Origin of the sequence: Egicoccus sp. AB-alg2 (assembly GCF_041821065.1) — a bacterium.
Classification (GTDB): domain Bacteria; phylum Actinomycetota; class Nitriliruptoria; order Nitriliruptorales; family Nitriliruptoraceae; genus Egicoccus.
Genome location: NZ_JBGUAX010000015.1, coordinates 39,769 through 56,365, shown reverse-complemented (window position 1 = coordinate 56,365; position 16,597 = coordinate 39,769). Strand labels below are relative to the sequence as shown.

The window sequence follows — 16,597 nt, the reverse complement described above, 5'->3', positions numbered from 1 at the left end:
ACCCTCGACTGGCGGCCGGTGCCGGCGGACTGGGATTGATGTACGTCTCGGCGGTGCTGGTGCACGTGACAGGAGGCGTCACCGAGGCGCACTTCTACTTCTTCGTCGCCTTCGGTCTCGTGGCGCTCTACCGCGACTGGGTGGTGTTCTTCGCGGCGGCCATCTTCGCGGTGGGGCATCACGTGGTGTTCGCGGTGGCCGGGGGGCTCCTCTTCGAGCAGCCGTACCAGATGGAGCGCCCGCTGTTCTGGGCGGCCGTCCACGTCTCGTTCGTCACGGTGGTGACGGCGGTACAAGGCCTCGGGATGTACGACGTCGCCCGCTCGGTCGCCGCTCGCACGGAGGCTGAGACGGCGGTGCAGCGGGCCGAGGAGCGCCGACGGACGGCGCTCGAACTGCACGACAACGTCGTCCAGGCCTTGGCGACGGCCAATTACGCACGCTCGCTGGGCGAGGAAGAGATGACGGGTACGGCCGTGTCCCGAGCGTTGGAGGCGTCGCAGTCACTGGTGGCCGAACTCCTCGCCGACAGCCCCGTGGACGAACACGTGCTGATGCGCCGCGCGCCGGCGCCCTCCGAGGCGTGAGCATGGCCTGCGGCGTGGTGATCGTGGACGATGCGGCCGACCTGCGGCAATTGCTCGTCTTCGCGTTCGCTCGCGATCCCCGGTTGACGGTCGTGGCCGACGTCGGGGACGGTCAGCAAGCGATCGACGCCGTCCATGAGCACGTGCCCGACATCGTGCTCATGGACGTCGCCATGCCGGTCATGGACGGCATCACCGCCACCCGACTCCTGAAACAGGACTTCCCGCACCTGCCGGTCGTCGTCTTCACCGGCTACGGCGACGAGCGTGTCGAGCGGGAAGCGCGCGACGCCGGAGCCGCGGCGTTCCTGGACAAGACGGTTCCGTTGACCGCGGTCGCCGACACCCTCGTCGAGACGGCAGGCGGCTCGCGCGAGTAGGTGTCGTCCGTTGGTGGCCACGATCCCCCGCCAGTGGGCCGACGGGCTCGAGTGGGCTGGCCACGCGCGCCGTCCGGCCGACTGCTGGAAACGGCCCGATCTCGGCTGGCGGCGTCCTTACGCTTCGCCGGCGTCGAGCCGTCCGGCGACCTCCGCTCGCCGTCCAGGAGCCGTCAGGGATGACCTACCCACCGCCACCGCCGTCCACGTCGGGGGGACCCGCGTGGCAGCCGCCGGCGGTCGACGGACCACGAGGGCTGGCACCAGGCGCGACCGGCGAACCGCACTGGCAGGCGCCGACCGGCGGGCCGCACTGGCAGGCGCCGCCCCCGAGCGGCGGAGCCGCCTGGCAGCCGCCCGGCCCGTCCAGGCACCGCTGGCCGCTGGCGCTGGTCCTGGTGGCCGGCATGATCGTCCTGCTCGTCGCTGCCACCTTCGCGGCCCGGCCCCTCCTTGAAGGCGCCCTCGAGGGCTTCGAGGGTTTCGCGGAGTACGGCGAATGGGTCGTCCCCGTCGGACCCGACAGCGACCTGACCGGGTTGGACGTCGAGGTGGGCACCTGCGCGACGACGGACGACCTCTGGTGGCCCACGGTGATCTCGCCGGTCGACTGCGAGCGGCGACACGACCTCGAGGTCTACCTCGTGACGAACCTCGACGTGGCACCTGGGCTGTCGGTTCCGGACGCCGCCCTCGACGTCTGCGAGCCCGCCTTCTCCGCGTTCGTCGGCGCGGCGTACAGCCGTAGCGAGTACGACTACGTCGCGTTCGTGCCGGACGACGCCCGCTTCGCCGCCGGCGAACGCGCGGTCGTCTGCGCGGTCCGGCCGTGGGAAGGCGACCTCGTCGGCACCGTGGCCGGGACCCGACGCTGACGCGACCGGCGGGGCGTCAGTCCCACTTCTTCCACGAGCCCCAGTCGTCCTCCTGCCGGCGACGCCGGTCCTGGTCGTCGAGGTCGAACGGACCCTCGTTGAGCCGGTCGGCGTGTGTCTGGGCGTCGGCGCGGTCACGGAAGCTCGCCACCGCATGACCGTCGCGGGTGTCGACGACCTCGTACGTCGCCGAGCGCGGGTCGTAGCGCTTGGGATTGATCTGCTGCACCTCGAACCGGGCCATCCGCGTCTCCTCGTCCAGGGTCAGCGCAACAGGTCGGAGACCGCCGCCGACGGATCGGTCCTCGGCGCATCGGTCGACGGCGTATCGGTCGATGCCGCGTCCGGCCGGTCGACCGCGCCGCCAAATCGCCGGTCGCGCGACTGGTAGGCATGCACGGCGCGCCGCAGCTCGTGTCGGTCGAAGTCCGGCCACAACGTCTGGGTGAAGTACAGCTCCGCGTAGGCCGCCTGCCACAGGAGGTAGTTGGACAGGCGCAGCTCGCCCGAGGTACGCACCAGCAGGTCGACGTCGGGCATCTCCGGGTCGTACAGCCGGCGGGCGATCGCCTGCTCGTCGATCTTGCGGATCCGGCCACTGGCCGCGTCGTCCGCGAGCTGGCGGGCGGCGTCCAACAACTCCGTGCGGCCGCCGTAGTTGAACGCGATCCGCAGCGTCATGCGCCGGTTGCCGGCCGTCAGCGCCTCGGTGTCCTCGATCAGCCGCACCAGCCGCTTCGGAACCGGACGGTTGCGCCGGCCGATGAAGCGCACCCGCACCCGGCGGTCGTGGAGCTCGTCCGCCCGGCGAACCAGCAGCGACTCGTTGAAGCCCATCAGAAAGCGGACCTCGTCGGGCGGACGCTTCCAGTTCTCGGTCGAGAACGCGTAGACGGTCAGATCCGTGATCCCGAGCTCGAGCGCCCCTTCGACCGTGTCGAACAGCGCCCGCTCGCCCGCCTCGTGGCCGGCGTTGCGCTTCAGGCCCTGCCGGTTGGCCCACCGACCGTTGCCGTCCATGATGATGGCGACGTGCTTCGGGATGCGGTCGAGGTCGAGATCCTCGAGGTCCACGCCGCCTCCTCGCGAACGCCGTTCGATCGGTCCGTGCCTGCCGCACCGAGCCTACTCGGGGTGCAGTGGGCTGCCCCGAGGCCGCCGTCCGTCCGACGCCGGTCGGGTTCCTCAGGCGCGGGGAACCAGGTCGTAGCTGCGCAGGCGCCGGTCGAGGTGGTGCTCGACGAAGGCGCGCACGTACGAGGCGGCGGTGCGCTGCGCGTCGGGATGATCGCGCACGATGCTCGGCAGCGCCGACCACTCCCCCGGCGCCCCCAGCAGCCGGACCGCGTGGACGACCTCACGGTCGACCGCACGCGTACCCGTCGGCGCGCACGTGGCACACAGCGTGCCGCCCGCCTTCACGCTGAGGAAGGCGTGCTCGCCGGGGGTGCGACAGACCGCGCAGGCGTCCGTGAACGCGTGGAAACCGACGATCGACGCCAGCCGGAGCAGGAAGGCGTCGACGAACACGGCTGGGTCCGGGGGCGCAGCGTCCAGCGCCTGCAGGCCCGCGCGCAGCAGGAGGAACAGGGCGTTGTCGCGCTCGCCCTCCTGGGCGACCGCGTCGGTCAGCTCGGTCATCGTGCCCGCGCACGCCGACAATGCGAAGTCCTCGCGCACCCGGGCGTGCGGCGCGATCAACTCGGCCTGGTTGACGATGTCGAGGTTGCGGCCCTCGTACAGCTGCAGGTCCACGTGGCTGTACGGCTCGAGGCGTCCTCCGAACCGCGAGCCCGGTCGGCGAACGCCCTTCGCGACCGCCCGGACCTTTCCGCGGCCCTGCGTGCACACGTGCAGGATCCGGTCGGTCTCGCCGAGCTTGTAGGTCCGCAGGACGATGCCCTGCTCGCGGTAGGTGGCCATCAGCAGCCCGGATGCGCGTCGTCGTCCACGGCGCCGCCGTCGCACGCGGTGACGAGGCTGCGGGAGAACATCACGACGTCCGGGGCCTCGCGGTAGCCGGCCGCGGACCAGAAGGCGCGGCCGGCATCGTTGCCCCCGTAGACGAACAGGCTGACCCGGGTGCACCCGCGTTCGCGCAGCCGGTCCTCGAGTTCCTTCACCAACGCCTGCGCGACACCGCGACGGCGTGTCGTGGTGTCGACCGCCAGTCGGCTGATCGCGCCGCGCCGGCCGTCCCAGGAGCCCAGCACGACACCGAGCAGCCGACCCTCGTCCACCGCGGCCAGCACCAGGCCGGCGTCGTGCGCGCGCAGCCCTTCGACCTCCTCGCGCGGCGCGGGTGCGAGGTGCTCGGTCCGCCGCCACAGGTCCAGCGCGGCATCGAGGTGGGCATCGGTCAGCGGGGCGATCTCCATGCCGCCGTTGTACCGGACGTCGCGGGCCGATCCGGTCACCACGCGGCGAGGTCCGCGCGCCCCTCGGTGGCGCTCAGAGCAGCGGCCACGGGAACGGCCGCGGCCCCTGTGGGTGCGGGAAGACCGCGAGGTCGGCGAGCCGGCCTGCCCGGGCCACCAACGTCGCCAGTTCGGTGTCGTCGAGCAGGCCGTCGAGGCGGGGTCGCAACCGCCGGTCGAAGTCCGCCGCCAGCACGGCGACGTCGTCGCGCAGTCGCGGCGGGACGGGCTCGCCGGCGAAGTGCCACGCCACCGTGCGCAGCTTCGGCTCGGTCGAGAAACTGACGCCGTGGTCGACCAGCTGGATGCGCGGCGCTGCGGGGTCCGGCGGTGTCGACGAACCCGGCTGTTCCAGCAGCACGTGGCCCCCTTTGCGGTCGGCGTTGTCGATCAGCAGGTCGAACACGACCATCGCCTGCAGTTGTCGCACGACCGCGTCTTCGCCGTGCTCGAGCAACCAGAAGTAGTGCTGTTCCGGGTCGTGTGGCACGAACCGCTGCAGGCTGCCGACCCCGAACGGGGCGTCGCTGCGACGTACTGTCGCGGGCACGAGGTCCCAGCCCAGACAGTCAGACACCTCGAAGGCGGCCACCTCGCGGGCGTGCAGGGTGCCCTCGGGGAAGTCCCACAGCGGTGTCTCGCCACGTCGCGGCTTGTAGACCGCCAGGTCCGAGGGGTCGAGGTCCTCGACCGACGGCTCGTGGCCGAGCTCGGCGACGACCTCGTCGAGGCTGCGGCGATCACGGTCGCGCAGGCGGACCAGTAGCGTCGCGTTGGACGCGTCCGCGAACTGTCCGACCATCTCCAGCGGCGCCTCCAGCAGCCGGCGCCGGACGGGATCGCCAGGGGCGGCGGGTCCCGCCGCGGTGTGCGGGATCGCGCGGTCGTCGTCGCCGGTCACGGTCAGCGGGTCAGCCGCCCGTGACCGTTGGTCGCTGGGCACACGTGCTCGCCGTCGGCGCCCATCGGCCGCCCGCACAGCTGGCAGCGGGGTCGGCCCTGGCCGACCACCTCGTCGGCGTGGGCCGCGAGCCGGCGGGCCTGGTCGTGGTTGCACCAGATCCGGACCTCGCGCGGTTCGGGTGCCTCCTCGACGTCGATGTCGTCGTCCACGATCAGCAGCTCCGTGAACTCCAGCACGAACCGTTCGCCGGTCTCGTCCATGCCCACGCCCAGCTCACCGACGCGCCAGCGTGGCTGGATCGGCTCCCGCAGGGCCATAGCGGCTCGGTCCCAGTCCGTCGACGGCCGGTCGTCGACCCGTGCGAGCAGCTGGGCGAGCAGTTCACCGATCCCGGCAACCTGCTGCTTCTCCAGCACCAGGGTCACGAGCTCGTCCTCGTCCTGCGCCTGGACGTGGAAGGTGCGGTTGCCGGGCTCGCCGACGGTCCCGACGGTGACGTGGTGAGGATCGGTCAGTTCGACGTCGATCACGGTCGATCGGCCTTCGTCGCGGTACGGGGGGCGGCCTCGGCCCGGCGGGCGTCGGCGCCGGTGGTGTCGCGCCGGCCCGTCTTCTTCTTCGGCGGTGGCGGCACCGCGGGCGCTTCGCCGGTCAGGTTGCACCCGAGCAGCATCGGCGGTCCGTCGGCGCCGAGGTGGAGGACGCTGACGGACGCCGGCGAGACGAGCAGTCGCTGGAAGGTGTCCAGCGGCATGCCGAGGAAATGGGCCAGCGCGGCCTTGATGACGTCGGCGTGACTGACGGCCACGACCGTTTCGCCGGCGTGGTCACCTGCGATCTTCTCCAGCGCCTCGACGGCGCGCCACTGCATGCCGCGCATCGACTCGCCGCTTGGGAAGGTGACGCGCGAGGGCGTGTGCTGGATCACGGGCCACAGCGACCGCCGGCGCAGCTGGCCGAGCGGCTTGTCGGTCCATTCGCCGTAGTCGACCTCGCCGATGTCGCGGCGGGTGCGCACCCGCAGGCCGTGCGGGCGGGCCACGATCCGCGCCGTCTCCTGGGTGCGCTCCAGCGGCGAGGCATAGACGGCCGCGATCGGCAGCCCGGCAAGCAGTCCGGCGGTGCGTTCGGCCTGCTCGCGGCCGGCGTCGTCGAGGTGGACGCCCGGGGTCCAGCCGCCCAGGCGCTTGCCGGTCGCGGCCGTCGTCGCGTGCCGGACCAGCAGGATCGTCGCCACGGCAACTCCTCGAGATCGTTGCGGCTGACGCTACTCCACGACACCAGACCGCCCGCCCCGTTCGGCCGGCCGCCCACGCCCGTCAGCCCCCGCGGGGACGTCGAGGTTCGACGGCGGCGCCGACGTGGGTCTCCAGCCACACGGCGATCGGGGCGGCCTCCCGCCACAGGCCGGTCACGCGGTCGTAGGCCTCGGCCGTGTGCATCCACGGCTGGACCGGCCAGCGACGCGAGGCCGCGAGCCGCGTGTGGCGCAGCAGTTCGATCCGCGGATGGTCGGCGGCGTAGCCGCGCGGGGCCCGCTTGAGCTCGCTGCCCAGCACCTCGACCCCCGCGCCGCGCGCCGCGTCGACCAGCCGCACCAGCTCGGTGCCGTGACGCTGGTCGTCCACGGCACGACGAAGGCGGTCCAACTGGTCCCGTGACAGCTCCCAGTAGCCGCAGCCGGCCATCATGCCCTCGGCATCCAACTGCACGTAGTTGCTGGCTCGCCCGGTGCCGTCACGGAAGGCGATCACCGCCCCGCAGTGGGTCTTGTACGGCCGCTTGTCCTTGGAGAAGCGCACGTCGCGGTTGGGCCGGAACACCTTGCCGTCGCCCCACCCCTCGTCGTCGGCTCGGGCCAGCAGCGCCTCCATCGGCAGACGGACGGCGCGCTCGTAGACGTCGCGGTTGGCGTCGAACCACTCCCGCGCGTTGTTGTCGTCGTCGGCCAACCGGGCGTAGAAGTCGAACGCCTCGGGCGGGAAGCCGGCGAACTCGGGCAGCGTCGGCACGGGTACCACCTCCTCCTCAAGCCGGCGCGCGGACCCGCGCCAGCACGAACCCGTCCCAGCCCTTGACCCCGACGGTCTGCAGCGCCGTCGCCTCCAGGCGGGGTTCCTCCGCGATCATCTCGAGGAACGCTCTGACGCCGCGGACCCGTGCGTCGCCGGAGTCGCGGTCCAGGATCGCACCGTCACGGACGACGTTGTCGGCCACGACGAGGCTGCCGGGGCGTGTCAGCTGCAACGTCGCCTGCAGGTAGGCGGGGTTGTTCGGCTTGTCGGCATCGATGAAGACGACGTCGTAGGGCTCGGTCCCCTGCTCGACCAGTTCGGTCAGCGAGGTCGTCGCCGCACCCACCATGACCTCCACCCACGCGTCCACCCCGGCCATCACCAGGTTCCGTTTCGCCAGGTGCGCGGCGCGCGGGTCGACCTCCAGCGTCATGACGTGGCCCGAGGGGCCGACCGCACGCGCGAACCAGATCGTGGAGTAGCCGGCCAGCGTCCCGATCTCCAGCACCCGGCGGCCCTCGACCATCCGGGTCAGCAGCGCGAGCAGCGCCCCCTGGTTCGGGGCGACCTCGTGCGCCGGCAGTCCGGCCGTGGCCGTCGAGGAGCGGATCGACCGCAGCAGGTCGTCCTCACCGACCAGCAGCGAGGTGAACAGCTCGTCGACCGGTCCCCACCGCTCGTCTCGGGCCGCGTACATCCGCCTGACCTCAGTAGGCGCGGGCGAACACGACACGCTTGCCGTAGGCGGCCGCCTTACCGCAGCGGATGCAGGTTCCCTCCTCGGGCGGACCGTCGACCGGGATGCAGCGGGGGGTCGCCGCCGTGTCGGCCTTGATCTCGTCCTCGCAGGCGGCCTCGCCGCAGTGCAGCGCGTACGCGAACCCGACCGCGACCTGCTTCGTGAAGGCGTCCCAGTCGTCGACCTCGGCGCTGTGCTCGTCGCGGAAGCGGCGGGCCCGTTCGAGCAGCTGCTCGTGGTAGGCGTTCAAGCGGTCGGGCACGGCGGCGACGAACTCGTCGAAGCCCAGCGTCTGCTTGACGGGCCGACCCTTGTCGTCGAGCTCGCCGACGCGCTGGGCGACCAGCACGTGGCCGGCCTCGAGGTCGCGCGGGCCGAGCTCGACCCGCAGCGGGACGCCCTTGAGCTCCCAGTCGTTGAACTTGAAGCCGGGGGACGCGTCCCGGTCGTCGACGTGCACGCGGACGCCGGCGTCGGTCAGCCGCTGCGCCAGCTCGTGGGCCTTGGTGCGCGGCCCCTCGCCCTGCTCGCCGCGACCGATCGGGACGATGACGACCTGGACGGGCGCGAGCCGCGGCGGCAGCACCAGCCCCTGGTCGTCGCCGTGGGCGAGGATGACCGCGCCGATCATGCGGGTGGACATGCCCCAGGACGTCGTGTGGGCGAACTGCAGGTCGTTGTTCTCGTCCTGGAACGTGATGTCGAACGCCTTGGCGAAGTTCGTGCCGAGGTAGTGCGACGTGCCCGACTGCAGCGCCTTGCCGTCGCGCATCATCCCCTCGATGGAGAACGTGTCGACCGCGCCGGCGAACCGCTCGCCAGGGGTCTTCTCCCCCTTCACCATCGGGATGGCGGCGACGTTCTGCGCGAACTCCGCGTAGACGTCGAACATCCGGAGGGTCTCCTCCATCGCCTCGTCCCTGGTGGCGTGGGCGGTGTGCCCCTCCTGCCACAGGAATTCGGTGGTGCGAAGGAACATGCGCGGCCGCAGCTCCCACCGCACGACGTTGCCCCACTGGTTGATCAGGATGGGCAGGTCGCGGTAGCTCGAGACCCACTTGCTGTACATCTCGCCGATGATGGTCTCGGAGGTGGGCCGCACGACCAGCGGCTCCTCGAGTTCCTTGCCGCCGGCGTGCGTCACCACCGCGAGCTCGGGCGAGAAGCCCTCGACGTGCTCGGCCTCGCGCTTGAGGTAGGACTCGGGGATGAACAACGGGAACGACGCGTTGACGTGCCCGGTGTCCTTGAAGCGCTGGTCGAGCTGGCTCTGCAGCAGCTCCCAGACCCGGAAACCGTAGGGGCGGATGACCATCGAGCCCTTGGCCGGCCCGCGGTCGGCGAGCTCGGCCTTGAACACGAGCTCGTTGTACCAGGCGGAAACGTCCTCGCTCATGGGCGTGACGCCCAGGTCGCTCTTCTTGGCAGCCATCGTCGCGCGCACTTTCCGGGTCGTGGAGGGTCGGGTCGCGGCCCGATGGGCGAGGCTAGCGCCGCCCGCGCCGGGCCCTCGACCGCGCACGAACGAGGCGCGGCCCAGGGCCGCGCCTCGTCGAGCGGTGGTGCTGCGGAGCCCTCAGGCGTCCTCGTCGCCCTCGTCCTCACCCTCGGCGTCGGCCTCGTCGGCCTGGCCGTCGGCGTCGGCGTCACCCGGCTCGGACTGGGCGCCGCCCTCCTCGAGCGGGCCACCCTCGGCGGCGACGACCCACCAGGTCCCGTTGATGCCCTGGCCACGGACGTCCCCCGCCTCCGCGTCGGAGACGAAGGTGTAGAGCGGCCAGCCGTCGTAGGTGACCTGGGTCTCGCCGCTGTCCTCGCGCTCCAACGTACCGAGCAGCGCCTCGTCGACGCCCTCACCGGCGGCGGGCTCACCGTCGACGAGCAGCGGCTGCCAGATCTGGGCGCAGTCGTTGAGGCAGTTGGCCACGCCTTCCTCGTCGTTGGTGGAGACGTAGAGGGTGCGCCCCTCACCGTCGACCACGTGGTCACCGAGGTCCGACGAGGCGATCTGCAGCTCGATCTCGCCGGCGGCGTCGCCCTGGACCTCGTCGGTGGTGTCGCCGGCGGCCTCGTCGCCAGCGGCGTCATCGCCGGCGGCCTCCTCGCCGGCGGCCTCGTCGTCGGCACCGGTGTCGGTCTCGTCGGCGCCTTCGTCGGTCGCCGTGTCGGCGCCGGTCTCCGTGTCCTCGATGCCCGGGTCGGCGGCGTCGTCGCCGGCGTCGCAGGCGGCAAGGGCGAGTGCCGCGACCGCGGCGATGGGGAGGAAGCGGGAACGCAGCTTCACGGGAGCTCCTGGAAGGACGTAGGGCGTGGGAGCTGACAGGGTTCCCGACCCATCGGCCGGCCCCGACACCGGCCCCGTACGACCGGACGCCGTACGAATCCGGGATCCGTTCGATAGACGTCGTACGAACCGGCCGACGAATCCGCCGACGAACCGGCGCCGACACCCGGCCGGTCCGCCCGGTCAGCCCACCTGCACGCCACCCCAGAAGGCGATGTGGTCCTTGATGTGGGCCACCTTCGACCGTGGGTCGGGGTAGGTCCAGGCGGCGGCGGAGTTGACCCGACCCTCGACGACCAGGTCGAAGTAGGACGCCTTGCCCTTCCACGGGCAGCGGGTCGTCTTGTCCGCCTCGCGGAGCAGGGACCGGTCGACGCTGCCGGGCGGGAAGTAGTGGTTTCCCTCGATCATGATGGTCCGGTCGGACTGCGCGATCACGACGCCGTTCCAGACCGCCTTGGGCATGCCCGCTCCTCCTTGCGCTCGTCGCCTTGGACGCGCGACCGAAGATAACGAACGACCATCGTGGTGCCCGGCATCGTCAGCCCAGACGGCCCCGGACCTCCTCGACGAACTCCGGGTAGCGGCCGGCCGCGGCCGCCAGCACGACGGGCCGCTCCCCCGGCTCCGGGAGCCCGTCGCGCTCGAGCAGGAAACGCACGATCTCGGTCGCGACCTGGACGGGGGGCACGCCGTGCAGGCCGAGTCCGCGACGGGTGTGGTGGGCCAGCACGGCATCGAGCCGGCGACCGCCTCCGAGCAGTACCTGGAAGGTCTCCGGCCCGGTCTGCAGCACCACGGGCCCGTCCATGGTGCTCACGCTACCGACAGGCGCTCACCCGCCGCGACCGGCACGGGCAGCCGCTCATCGGCCGGCGCGAGCGGGCACGACCACCGCGGGTCGTGCACACAGGAGGGGTGGTACAGGAAGTTGAGGTCCACCACCAGCCGGTCGACGTCCCCGCCGAGGTCGGCCGACTTCACGGTGTCCAGCAGGTAGCGCCCACCGCCGTAGCTGGTGGTGCCGTTGGTCGCGTCCCGCAGCGGGACGAACACCCCGCCGCCGTAGACGTCCAGCCAGTACACCGACACCCGGTGCACGTGGCCGTCGAGGTGCAGCGGCAGGACCGCGAAGCGGCGCGCCGGCGTGGTGCCCACGGCGCTGTGGGCCACCTCGAGCACGGCGGGTTCGGCCGGTTCGAGCGCGATCTCGCCGAGGTGCAGGCGCGGGTCGTAAGGGTGGTAGGCGAGCCCGTCGAAACCCGCGCGCCGGTCGGCCGGTACGGGACTGGCCGGATGGGACGCGAAGAGCTCGTCGCGCTGCGCCCGCCACCAGCGCCAGCCGTCCTCGTCGATGCCGCGGGCGCGCAGGCCCGCGTACAGGCCGGCCACGCGCCGCCGGTAGTCCAGCAGCACGAGGTCGTCCAGCGGTGCGGGCACGCGGCCTCCGGTGCGGCGGGTCAGTAGCCGAGACGGCCGAGCTGTTTGGGGTCGCGCTGCCACTCCTTGGCGACCGTGACATGCGTTGTCAGGAACACCTTTGCCCCGAGCAGCACCTCGAGCTCCTTGCGCGCCTCGGTGGCGGCCGCCTTGAGGTTCGCGCCGCGCTTACCGATGATGATGCCCTTCTGGCTGTCGCGCTCGACGTGGACGACGGCGTCGACCTCGAGCAGGTCGTCGCGCTCCTCGGAGGGGCGGATCTCGTCGACCGTGACGGCCACCGAGTGGGGCAGTTCGTGCTGGAGGCCGGCGATGAGCTTCTCGCGCAGGATCTCGGCCGCGAGCTGTGCCTCGGGCTGGTCGGAGACCTGGCCGCTGCCGAACAGCCGCGGCCCCTCCGGCAGGTGCGACACCAGCACGTCGAGGAGCCGGTCGACGTTCTGGCCGTTCTGGGCCGACACGGGCACGAGGTCGGCGAACTCGCGCCCCTCGCCCAGCAGGTGTTGCAGCCGCTCGAGGCGGGGCAGCAGCGCGTTCTTGTCCTTGACCAGGTCGACCTTGTTGGCGACGGCCACGATGGGAGTGCGGATCCCGGCCAGCTCGCTCGCCAGGTACTCGTCACCCTTGCCGATGCCCGCGGCGACGTCGACCAGGAAACAGATCGCGTCCACGCCGGCCCAGGTGTCGCGCACCAGTTCGTTGAGACGTCGGGTCAGCAGGGTGCGCGGCTTGGCCAGCCCGGGCGTGTCGAGGAAGACCAGTTGCGCATCCTCGCGGGTGACGACGCCGCGGATGGCATTGCGGGTCGTACCTGGCACGGGCGTGACGATCGCGACCTTCTCGCCGACCATCTGGTTGAGCAGCGTCGACTTGCCGACGTTGGGCCGCCCGACCAGCGCCAGCAGCCCCGACCGGTGCCCCTCGGGCGTCGGCTCGTCGGCGCCCGCCAGGATCGCGGCGAGGTCCAGCTCACGGCCCTCCATGGCGGGCTCCCGGTCGTGGGGCGTCGGTCACGACTGGCCCTGGGCGAGGCGCTTGGGGCCGAAGCCGTGCGGCAACAGCTCGGTGATGTGGGTGACGAGCGGACGGCCGCCGTCCCCCGACGAGTAGACGGTCGCCTGCGGGCCGAACTCGAAGATGGTCTGCCGGCACGCGCCGCATGGGGTGCACGGGTCCTCGCCGTCGCCCACGACGGCGACGGCGACGATCGGACGGAGGACGCCGGCGGTGACCATGGTCGCGATGGCGGTCTGTTCGGCGCAGGTGGTCATCCGGTAGGAGGCGTTCTCCACGTTGACGCCCTCGAAGACCTGCCCGTCGTCGGTGACGATGACGGCGCCGACCCGGAAGTGGGAGTACGGGGCATACGCGCGGGAGCGGACGGCGCGGGCCCGTCGCAGCAGGTCGGCCTCGTCGTAGGTGGCGCCGCGCGGGCGTGGATCGGCCTTCATGTGGGGTTCCTCCGGCGCGTGCCCGCCGCCGGACCGGCGGGTGGGGGCGGGCTGGCAGCGTACGGCGTCACGCCGGCCCCGAGTCGCCGGCCCGGCCGTCGTTGCCGTTGCGGCGACTCACGAGGACCTTGCCCACACGCCGGCCCTGGACGCGCTCGACCGTGATGCACAGGCCTTCGAGCTCGAGCCGCTCGCCCTCGACCGGCACGCGGCCGAGCGTGCCGAAGACCAGCCCGCCGACCGTGTCCCAGCCCTCCTCGGGCAGGGTCGCGTCCAGCAGCTCGTTGAGGTCGTCGACCCCCAACCGGGCGTCGATACGCATCACGTCGTCGTCGAGCAGCTCGACCAGCGGTTCCTCGTGGTCGTGTTCGTCGACGATCTCGCCGACGATCTCCTCGAGGATGTCCTCGATGGTGACGAGCCCGACGATCTCGCCGTACTCGTCGACCACGATCGCGAGGTGGACGGTGGCTTCCTGCAGCTCGCGCAGCAGCTCGTCGCAGCGCTTGGTCTCCGGCACGAACGTCGGCCGGCGCACGAGGTCGCCCCACCGTTCACGACGCTGCTCGGTCGCGACGCGACGCAGCAGGTCCTTGGCGTAGACCACCCCGACGATCGTGTCCACGTCGTCGGGGTCGTGGACCGGCACGCGCGAGTAGCCGCGCTCGAGCACGACCTGGACGACGTCGCGCAACGGCGCGTCCTCCGGCACCGTCACCATGTCCGGTCGCGGGACCATGATCTCGCGCACGATCGTGTCGGCGAGCTCGAAGATGGAGCGGATCATCGCCCGCTCCTCGGGCTCGAGCTCCTCGTCCTGGTCGTCCCCGTCGGCGTCCAGCTGCCGCAGCTCGTCGTCGGTGGCGTACGGCCCGGACACCTCGTGGCGGCGCGGGACCAGTGCCCGGCCCAGCGTCACGGCCCCGCGGGCGACGGGATCGAGCCCACGGACCAGGCCCTTGGCGAGCGGGGCCAGCCGCAGCCCGCTGGCCTCCAGGTGCCGCAGGACGATCGTGCGCGGCACGACCTCGCCGGCGACGAGCGCGACGGCGATCGCCAGGACGACCGACAGCAGGGCTCCCGGACCGGCGTCGAGGCGCCAGCCGATCAGGGCCGCGACGGCGCCCAGGGTGAGGCGGATCGTGAGGCCGAGGGCGAGAAGCACGTTGAGGCTCGTGGCGCGGTGCTCGGTCAGCCACAGCAGCGCCGGCGCCCCGCGGCGCTCCTCCTCGTCCAGGCGCAGGGCCCGCACGACGTTGACCCGGTCGATGACCGTCTCCATCGCGGCCAGCAGGGCGGTGACGACCAGCAGCAGGCCGCCGGCGACCAGCAGGGGCGTCAGCGCGACGTTCACGGGCGCGCCCCCGAGCGCGGTGCGCGCCGGGGGCGCACGGGTTCGCTGCCGGGTTCGGCCATCAGCTGGGTCCAGCCGCCGCGCCACGGGCGTAGGAGGCCAGCAGCTCGTCGGTCAGCCCGAACATCGCCCGTTCCTCCTCCGGCTCGGCGTGGTCCATGCCGAGCAGGTGGAGGATCCCGTGCACGGTCAACAGGCGCAGCTCGTCGTCGGGGGTGCGGTCGAACTGTCCGGCCTGCTCGTAGGCGACCGCCGGGCACAGCACGACGTCGCCGAGGACGGCCGGGGCGTCCGGTGGCGTCTCGCCGGGTTCGTCGATCGGGAAGGCGAGCACGTCGGTCGGGCCGGCCTTGCCCATGTGCTGGGCGTTGAGACCGGCGATCGTGGTGGCGTCCACCAGCAGCAGCGACAGCTCCATGTCCTCGGGGACGCGCTGGGCACGCAGCACGTGGCGGGCCAGGGCGACGAGGTCGTCGGTGTCGACGGCGACGTCCTGTTCGTCGGCGAGGAAGACGGCCACCCCTACGACTCCCGACCTGTGGCACCGTCGCGGTCGGCCGCCTCCTCCTGCGCCTTGTCCCATTCCGCGTACGCCTCCACGATGCGCTGCACGATGTGGTGGCGGACCACGTCACCGGAGCCGAGGCGGGAGAAGGCGACACCCTCGATGCCCTCGAGGATGTCGCCGACGATGCGCAGGCCGGACTTGCGGCCCGAGGGCAGATCGACCTGGCTGACGTCGCCGGTCACGACCGCCTTCGAGTTGAAGCCGATGCGCGTGAGGAACATCTTCATCTGCTCGGCGGTCGTGTTCTGCGCCTCGTCGAGCACGATGAACGCGTCGTTCAGGGTGCGGCCACGCATGTAGGCCAGCGGCGCGACCTCGATGGTGCCGCGGTCGACGTGGGCGATCAGTTCCTCGGCCTCCATCATGTCGTGGAGGGCGTCCCACAGCGGCTTGAGGTACGGGTCGATCTTCTCGTGCAGCGTGCCGGGCAGGAACCCCAGCCGCTCCCCCGCCTCCACCGCCGGGCGCGTGAGGATCAGCCGGTTGACCTGCTTGGCCCGCAGCGCCTGCACGGCAGCGCCCATCGCGAGGTAGGTCTTGCCCGTCCCGGCCGGTCCGATCCCGAAGGTGACGGTGTTGGCCTTGATGGCGTCGAGGTAGCGCTTCTGGCCCAGCGTCTTCGGCCGGATGGTGCGGCCGCGGTGGGTGATCAGCGCCTCGGACAGCACGTCGGAGGGGCGCTCGTCCTCGTCGGCACGGATCATGCGGATGGTCTGGCGCACGAGGGCCTTGTCGAGCAGCTGGCCACGGCCGAGCAGCAGCACGAGCTCCTCGAACAGCCGCGCGACCCGCGCCGTCTCCGCCGGATCGGCGGTGGCGATGGTGATCTCGTTGCCACGGACGTGGATGTCGGCGGTGAACGCGTTCTCGATCAGCTTCAGCAGTTCGTCGTTGGTCCCGAGGAGGGAGACCATCGAGTGCTCGCCGGGGACGAGGACCTTCACGGTGTCCGCCGGCAGGGGCGCCGTGCGGGGGTCGCCGAGCGGCGACGATGTGCTACTCACGGAGACTCTCTGGCTCCTGGATCGGGGTCGCCGGACGCGGATGGCGGCCCTGCAGCGTACCCCTCAGCGCACGAGCCCGGCGGTGGTCAGCCGCGTCCGCAGCTCGTCGGCACTCGCCCCCAGCACGGCCGCCAGGAGTTCGAGATCCCCACCCCGGATCGTGAGGACCTGGCCGTTGTAGTCGCCGCGTCGGGCCTTGATCGCATCGATGTAGCGGGCCAGCGCGGGCTCGTCGTCGCGGATCTGGTCGAGGGCGACCAGGTCGAGCGAGATTCCGTCGTTGTCCGCATCGGCGGCCGACGCGCCCGCCCCGCCGCGCGGCTCCGGCAGCAGTTCGCTGACGGGGACCCGGAAGAACTGCGCCATCAGGTGCAGGCGGCTGATCGACACCGCCCGCTCGCCCCGTTCGTACGCGCCGAGGACGCTGGCCTTGAGCTCGCCCGCGCTGCGCGCCTCGACGTCGTGGAGGGACAGCCGCTGCTGCTGCCGCACACGACGCAGGCGCTCGCCGAGCGCCAACGCGTAGGGATCGTCCAGGGTCGGCGTGTCCACCGTCGAGCCCATTCCTCACCGCCTGTG

22 protein-coding genes and 1 pseudogene are annotated in these 16,597 nt (G+C 72.0%); 3 read left to right on the top strand and 20 right to left on the bottom strand.

Features of this window, described 5'->3' with window-relative positions; genetic code table 11:
- The 3 genes and pseudogenes from ACERM0_RS21610 to ACERM0_RS21600 form a co-directional block, all read left to right on the top strand.
- Positions 1–587: pseudogene (locus ACERM0_RS21610) on the top strand (hypothetical protein); the annotation flags it as partial.
- A gap of 2 nt (positions 588–589) precedes the next feature.
- Complete coding sequence (locus ACERM0_RS21605; protein WP_373680714.1) at positions 590–967, top strand: response regulator transcription factor; 378 nt, start codon at positions 590–592, stop codon at positions 965–967.
- Between the two features lie 179 nt (positions 968–1,146).
- Positions 1,147–1,842, top strand: a complete 696-nt coding sequence (locus ACERM0_RS21600) for a hypothetical protein (protein WP_373680713.1) — start codon at positions 1,147–1,149, stop codon at positions 1,840–1,842.
- 16 nt (positions 1,843–1,858) lie between these two features.
- Here the strand turns inward: ACERM0_RS21600 and ACERM0_RS21595 are convergent, their stop codons facing one another.
- The 20 genes from ACERM0_RS21595 to ACERM0_RS21500 form a co-directional block, all read right to left on the bottom strand.
- A complete protein-coding gene (locus ACERM0_RS21595) occupies positions 1,859–2,086 on the bottom strand; it encodes a hypothetical protein (RefSeq protein ID WP_373680712.1) in 228 nt (75 codons plus the stop codon).
- 20 nt (positions 2,087–2,106) lie between these two features.
- Positions 2,107–2,916, bottom strand: coding sequence for a polyprenyl diphosphate synthase (gene uppS, locus ACERM0_RS21590; RefSeq protein ID WP_373680711.1), 810 nt, complete (start codon positions 2,914–2,916; stop codon positions 2,107–2,109).
- A 111-nt stretch (positions 2,917–3,027) separates the two neighbouring features.
- Positions 3,028–3,765: a DNA repair protein RecO gene (gene recO, locus ACERM0_RS21585; protein ID WP_373680710.1), complete on the bottom strand. Its 738-nt coding sequence runs from the start codon at positions 3,763–3,765 to the stop codon at positions 3,028–3,030.
- Positions 3,765–4,262, bottom strand: a complete 498-nt coding sequence (locus ACERM0_RS21580) for a GNAT family N-acetyltransferase (protein ID WP_373680709.1) — start codon at positions 4,260–4,262, stop codon at positions 3,765–3,767. The genes recO and ACERM0_RS21580 overlap by 1 nt, the downstream gene beginning before the upstream one ends.
- A 31-nt stretch (positions 4,263–4,293) precedes the next feature.
- Positions 4,294–5,160 (bottom strand): SCO1664 family protein, encoded by an 867-nt coding sequence (locus ACERM0_RS21575; RefSeq protein WP_373680708.1) that lies wholly within the window; start codon positions 5,158–5,160, stop codon positions 4,294–4,296.
- A gap of 2 nt (positions 5,161–5,162) precedes the next feature.
- The gene (locus ACERM0_RS21570) at positions 5,163–5,693 is read right to left on the bottom strand and encodes a DUF3090 family protein (protein ID WP_373680707.1); all 531 of its coding nucleotides are present in this window, start codon (positions 5,691–5,693) and stop codon (positions 5,163–5,165) included.
- Positions 5,690–6,400: an MSMEG_4193 family putative phosphomutase gene (locus ACERM0_RS21565; RefSeq protein WP_373680706.1), complete on the bottom strand. Its 711-nt coding sequence runs from the start codon at positions 6,398–6,400 to the stop codon at positions 5,690–5,692. The genes ACERM0_RS21570 and ACERM0_RS21565 overlap by 4 nt, the downstream gene beginning before the upstream one ends.
- An 82-nt stretch (positions 6,401–6,482) precedes the next feature.
- Positions 6,483–7,175, bottom strand: a complete 693-nt coding sequence (locus ACERM0_RS21560) for a DUF2461 domain-containing protein (RefSeq protein ID WP_373680705.1) — start codon at positions 7,173–7,175, stop codon at positions 6,483–6,485.
- A gap of 16 nt (positions 7,176–7,191) precedes the next feature.
- Complete coding sequence (locus tag ACERM0_RS21555) at positions 7,192–7,875, bottom strand: O-methyltransferase (RefSeq protein WP_373680704.1); 684 nt, start codon at positions 7,873–7,875, stop codon at positions 7,192–7,194.
- Positions 7,876–7,885: 10 nt separating this feature from the next.
- A complete protein-coding gene (proS, locus tag ACERM0_RS21550; protein WP_373680703.1) occupies positions 7,886–9,349 on the bottom strand; it encodes a proline--tRNA ligase in 1,464 nt (487 codons plus the stop codon).
- A gap of 144 nt (positions 9,350–9,493) precedes the next feature.
- Complete coding sequence (locus ACERM0_RS21545) at positions 9,494–10,201, bottom strand: hypothetical protein (RefSeq protein ID WP_373680702.1); 708 nt, start codon at positions 10,199–10,201, stop codon at positions 9,494–9,496.
- Between the two features lie 183 nt (positions 10,202–10,384).
- Positions 10,385–10,666 (bottom strand): DUF427 domain-containing protein, encoded by a 282-nt coding sequence (locus ACERM0_RS21540; protein WP_373680701.1) that lies wholly within the window; start codon positions 10,664–10,666, stop codon positions 10,385–10,387.
- Between the two features lie 76 nt (positions 10,667–10,742).
- Positions 10,743–11,012 (bottom strand): hypothetical protein, encoded by a 270-nt coding sequence (locus tag ACERM0_RS21535; protein ID WP_373680700.1) that lies wholly within the window; start codon positions 11,010–11,012, stop codon positions 10,743–10,745.
- A 5-nt stretch (positions 11,013–11,017) separates the two neighbouring features.
- Entirely contained in the window at positions 11,018–11,641 is a 624-nt protein-coding gene (locus ACERM0_RS21530; RefSeq protein ID WP_373680699.1) for a DUF1684 domain-containing protein, read from the bottom strand.
- Between the two features lie 20 nt (positions 11,642–11,661).
- Positions 11,662–12,624, bottom strand: a complete 963-nt coding sequence (era, locus tag ACERM0_RS21525; protein WP_373680698.1) for a GTPase Era — start codon at positions 12,622–12,624, stop codon at positions 11,662–11,664.
- Positions 12,625–12,651: 27 nt separating this feature from the next.
- Entirely contained in the window at positions 12,652–13,092 is a 441-nt protein-coding gene (gene cdd / locus ACERM0_RS21520) for a cytidine deaminase (protein WP_373680697.1), read from the bottom strand.
- Between the two features lie 67 nt (positions 13,093–13,159).
- Complete coding sequence (locus ACERM0_RS21515; protein ID WP_373680696.1) at positions 13,160–14,446, bottom strand: hemolysin family protein; 1,287 nt, start codon at positions 14,444–14,446, stop codon at positions 13,160–13,162.
- Between the two features lie 61 nt (positions 14,447–14,507).
- Entirely contained in the window at positions 14,508–14,966 is a 459-nt protein-coding gene (gene ybeY, locus ACERM0_RS21510; RefSeq protein WP_373680695.1) for an rRNA maturation RNase YbeY, read from the bottom strand.
- Positions 14,967–14,968: 2 nt separating this feature from the next.
- Complete coding sequence (locus ACERM0_RS21505) at positions 14,969–16,018, bottom strand: PhoH family protein (protein WP_373680694.1); 1,050 nt, start codon at positions 16,016–16,018, stop codon at positions 14,969–14,971.
- A gap of 63 nt (positions 16,019–16,081) precedes the next feature.
- On the bottom strand, positions 16,082–16,570 hold the full coding sequence (locus tag ACERM0_RS21500; protein WP_373680693.1) for a helix-turn-helix domain-containing protein: 489 nt from the start codon (positions 16,568–16,570) through the stop codon (positions 16,082–16,084).
- Between the last annotated feature and the right edge of the window lie 27 nt (positions 16,571–16,597).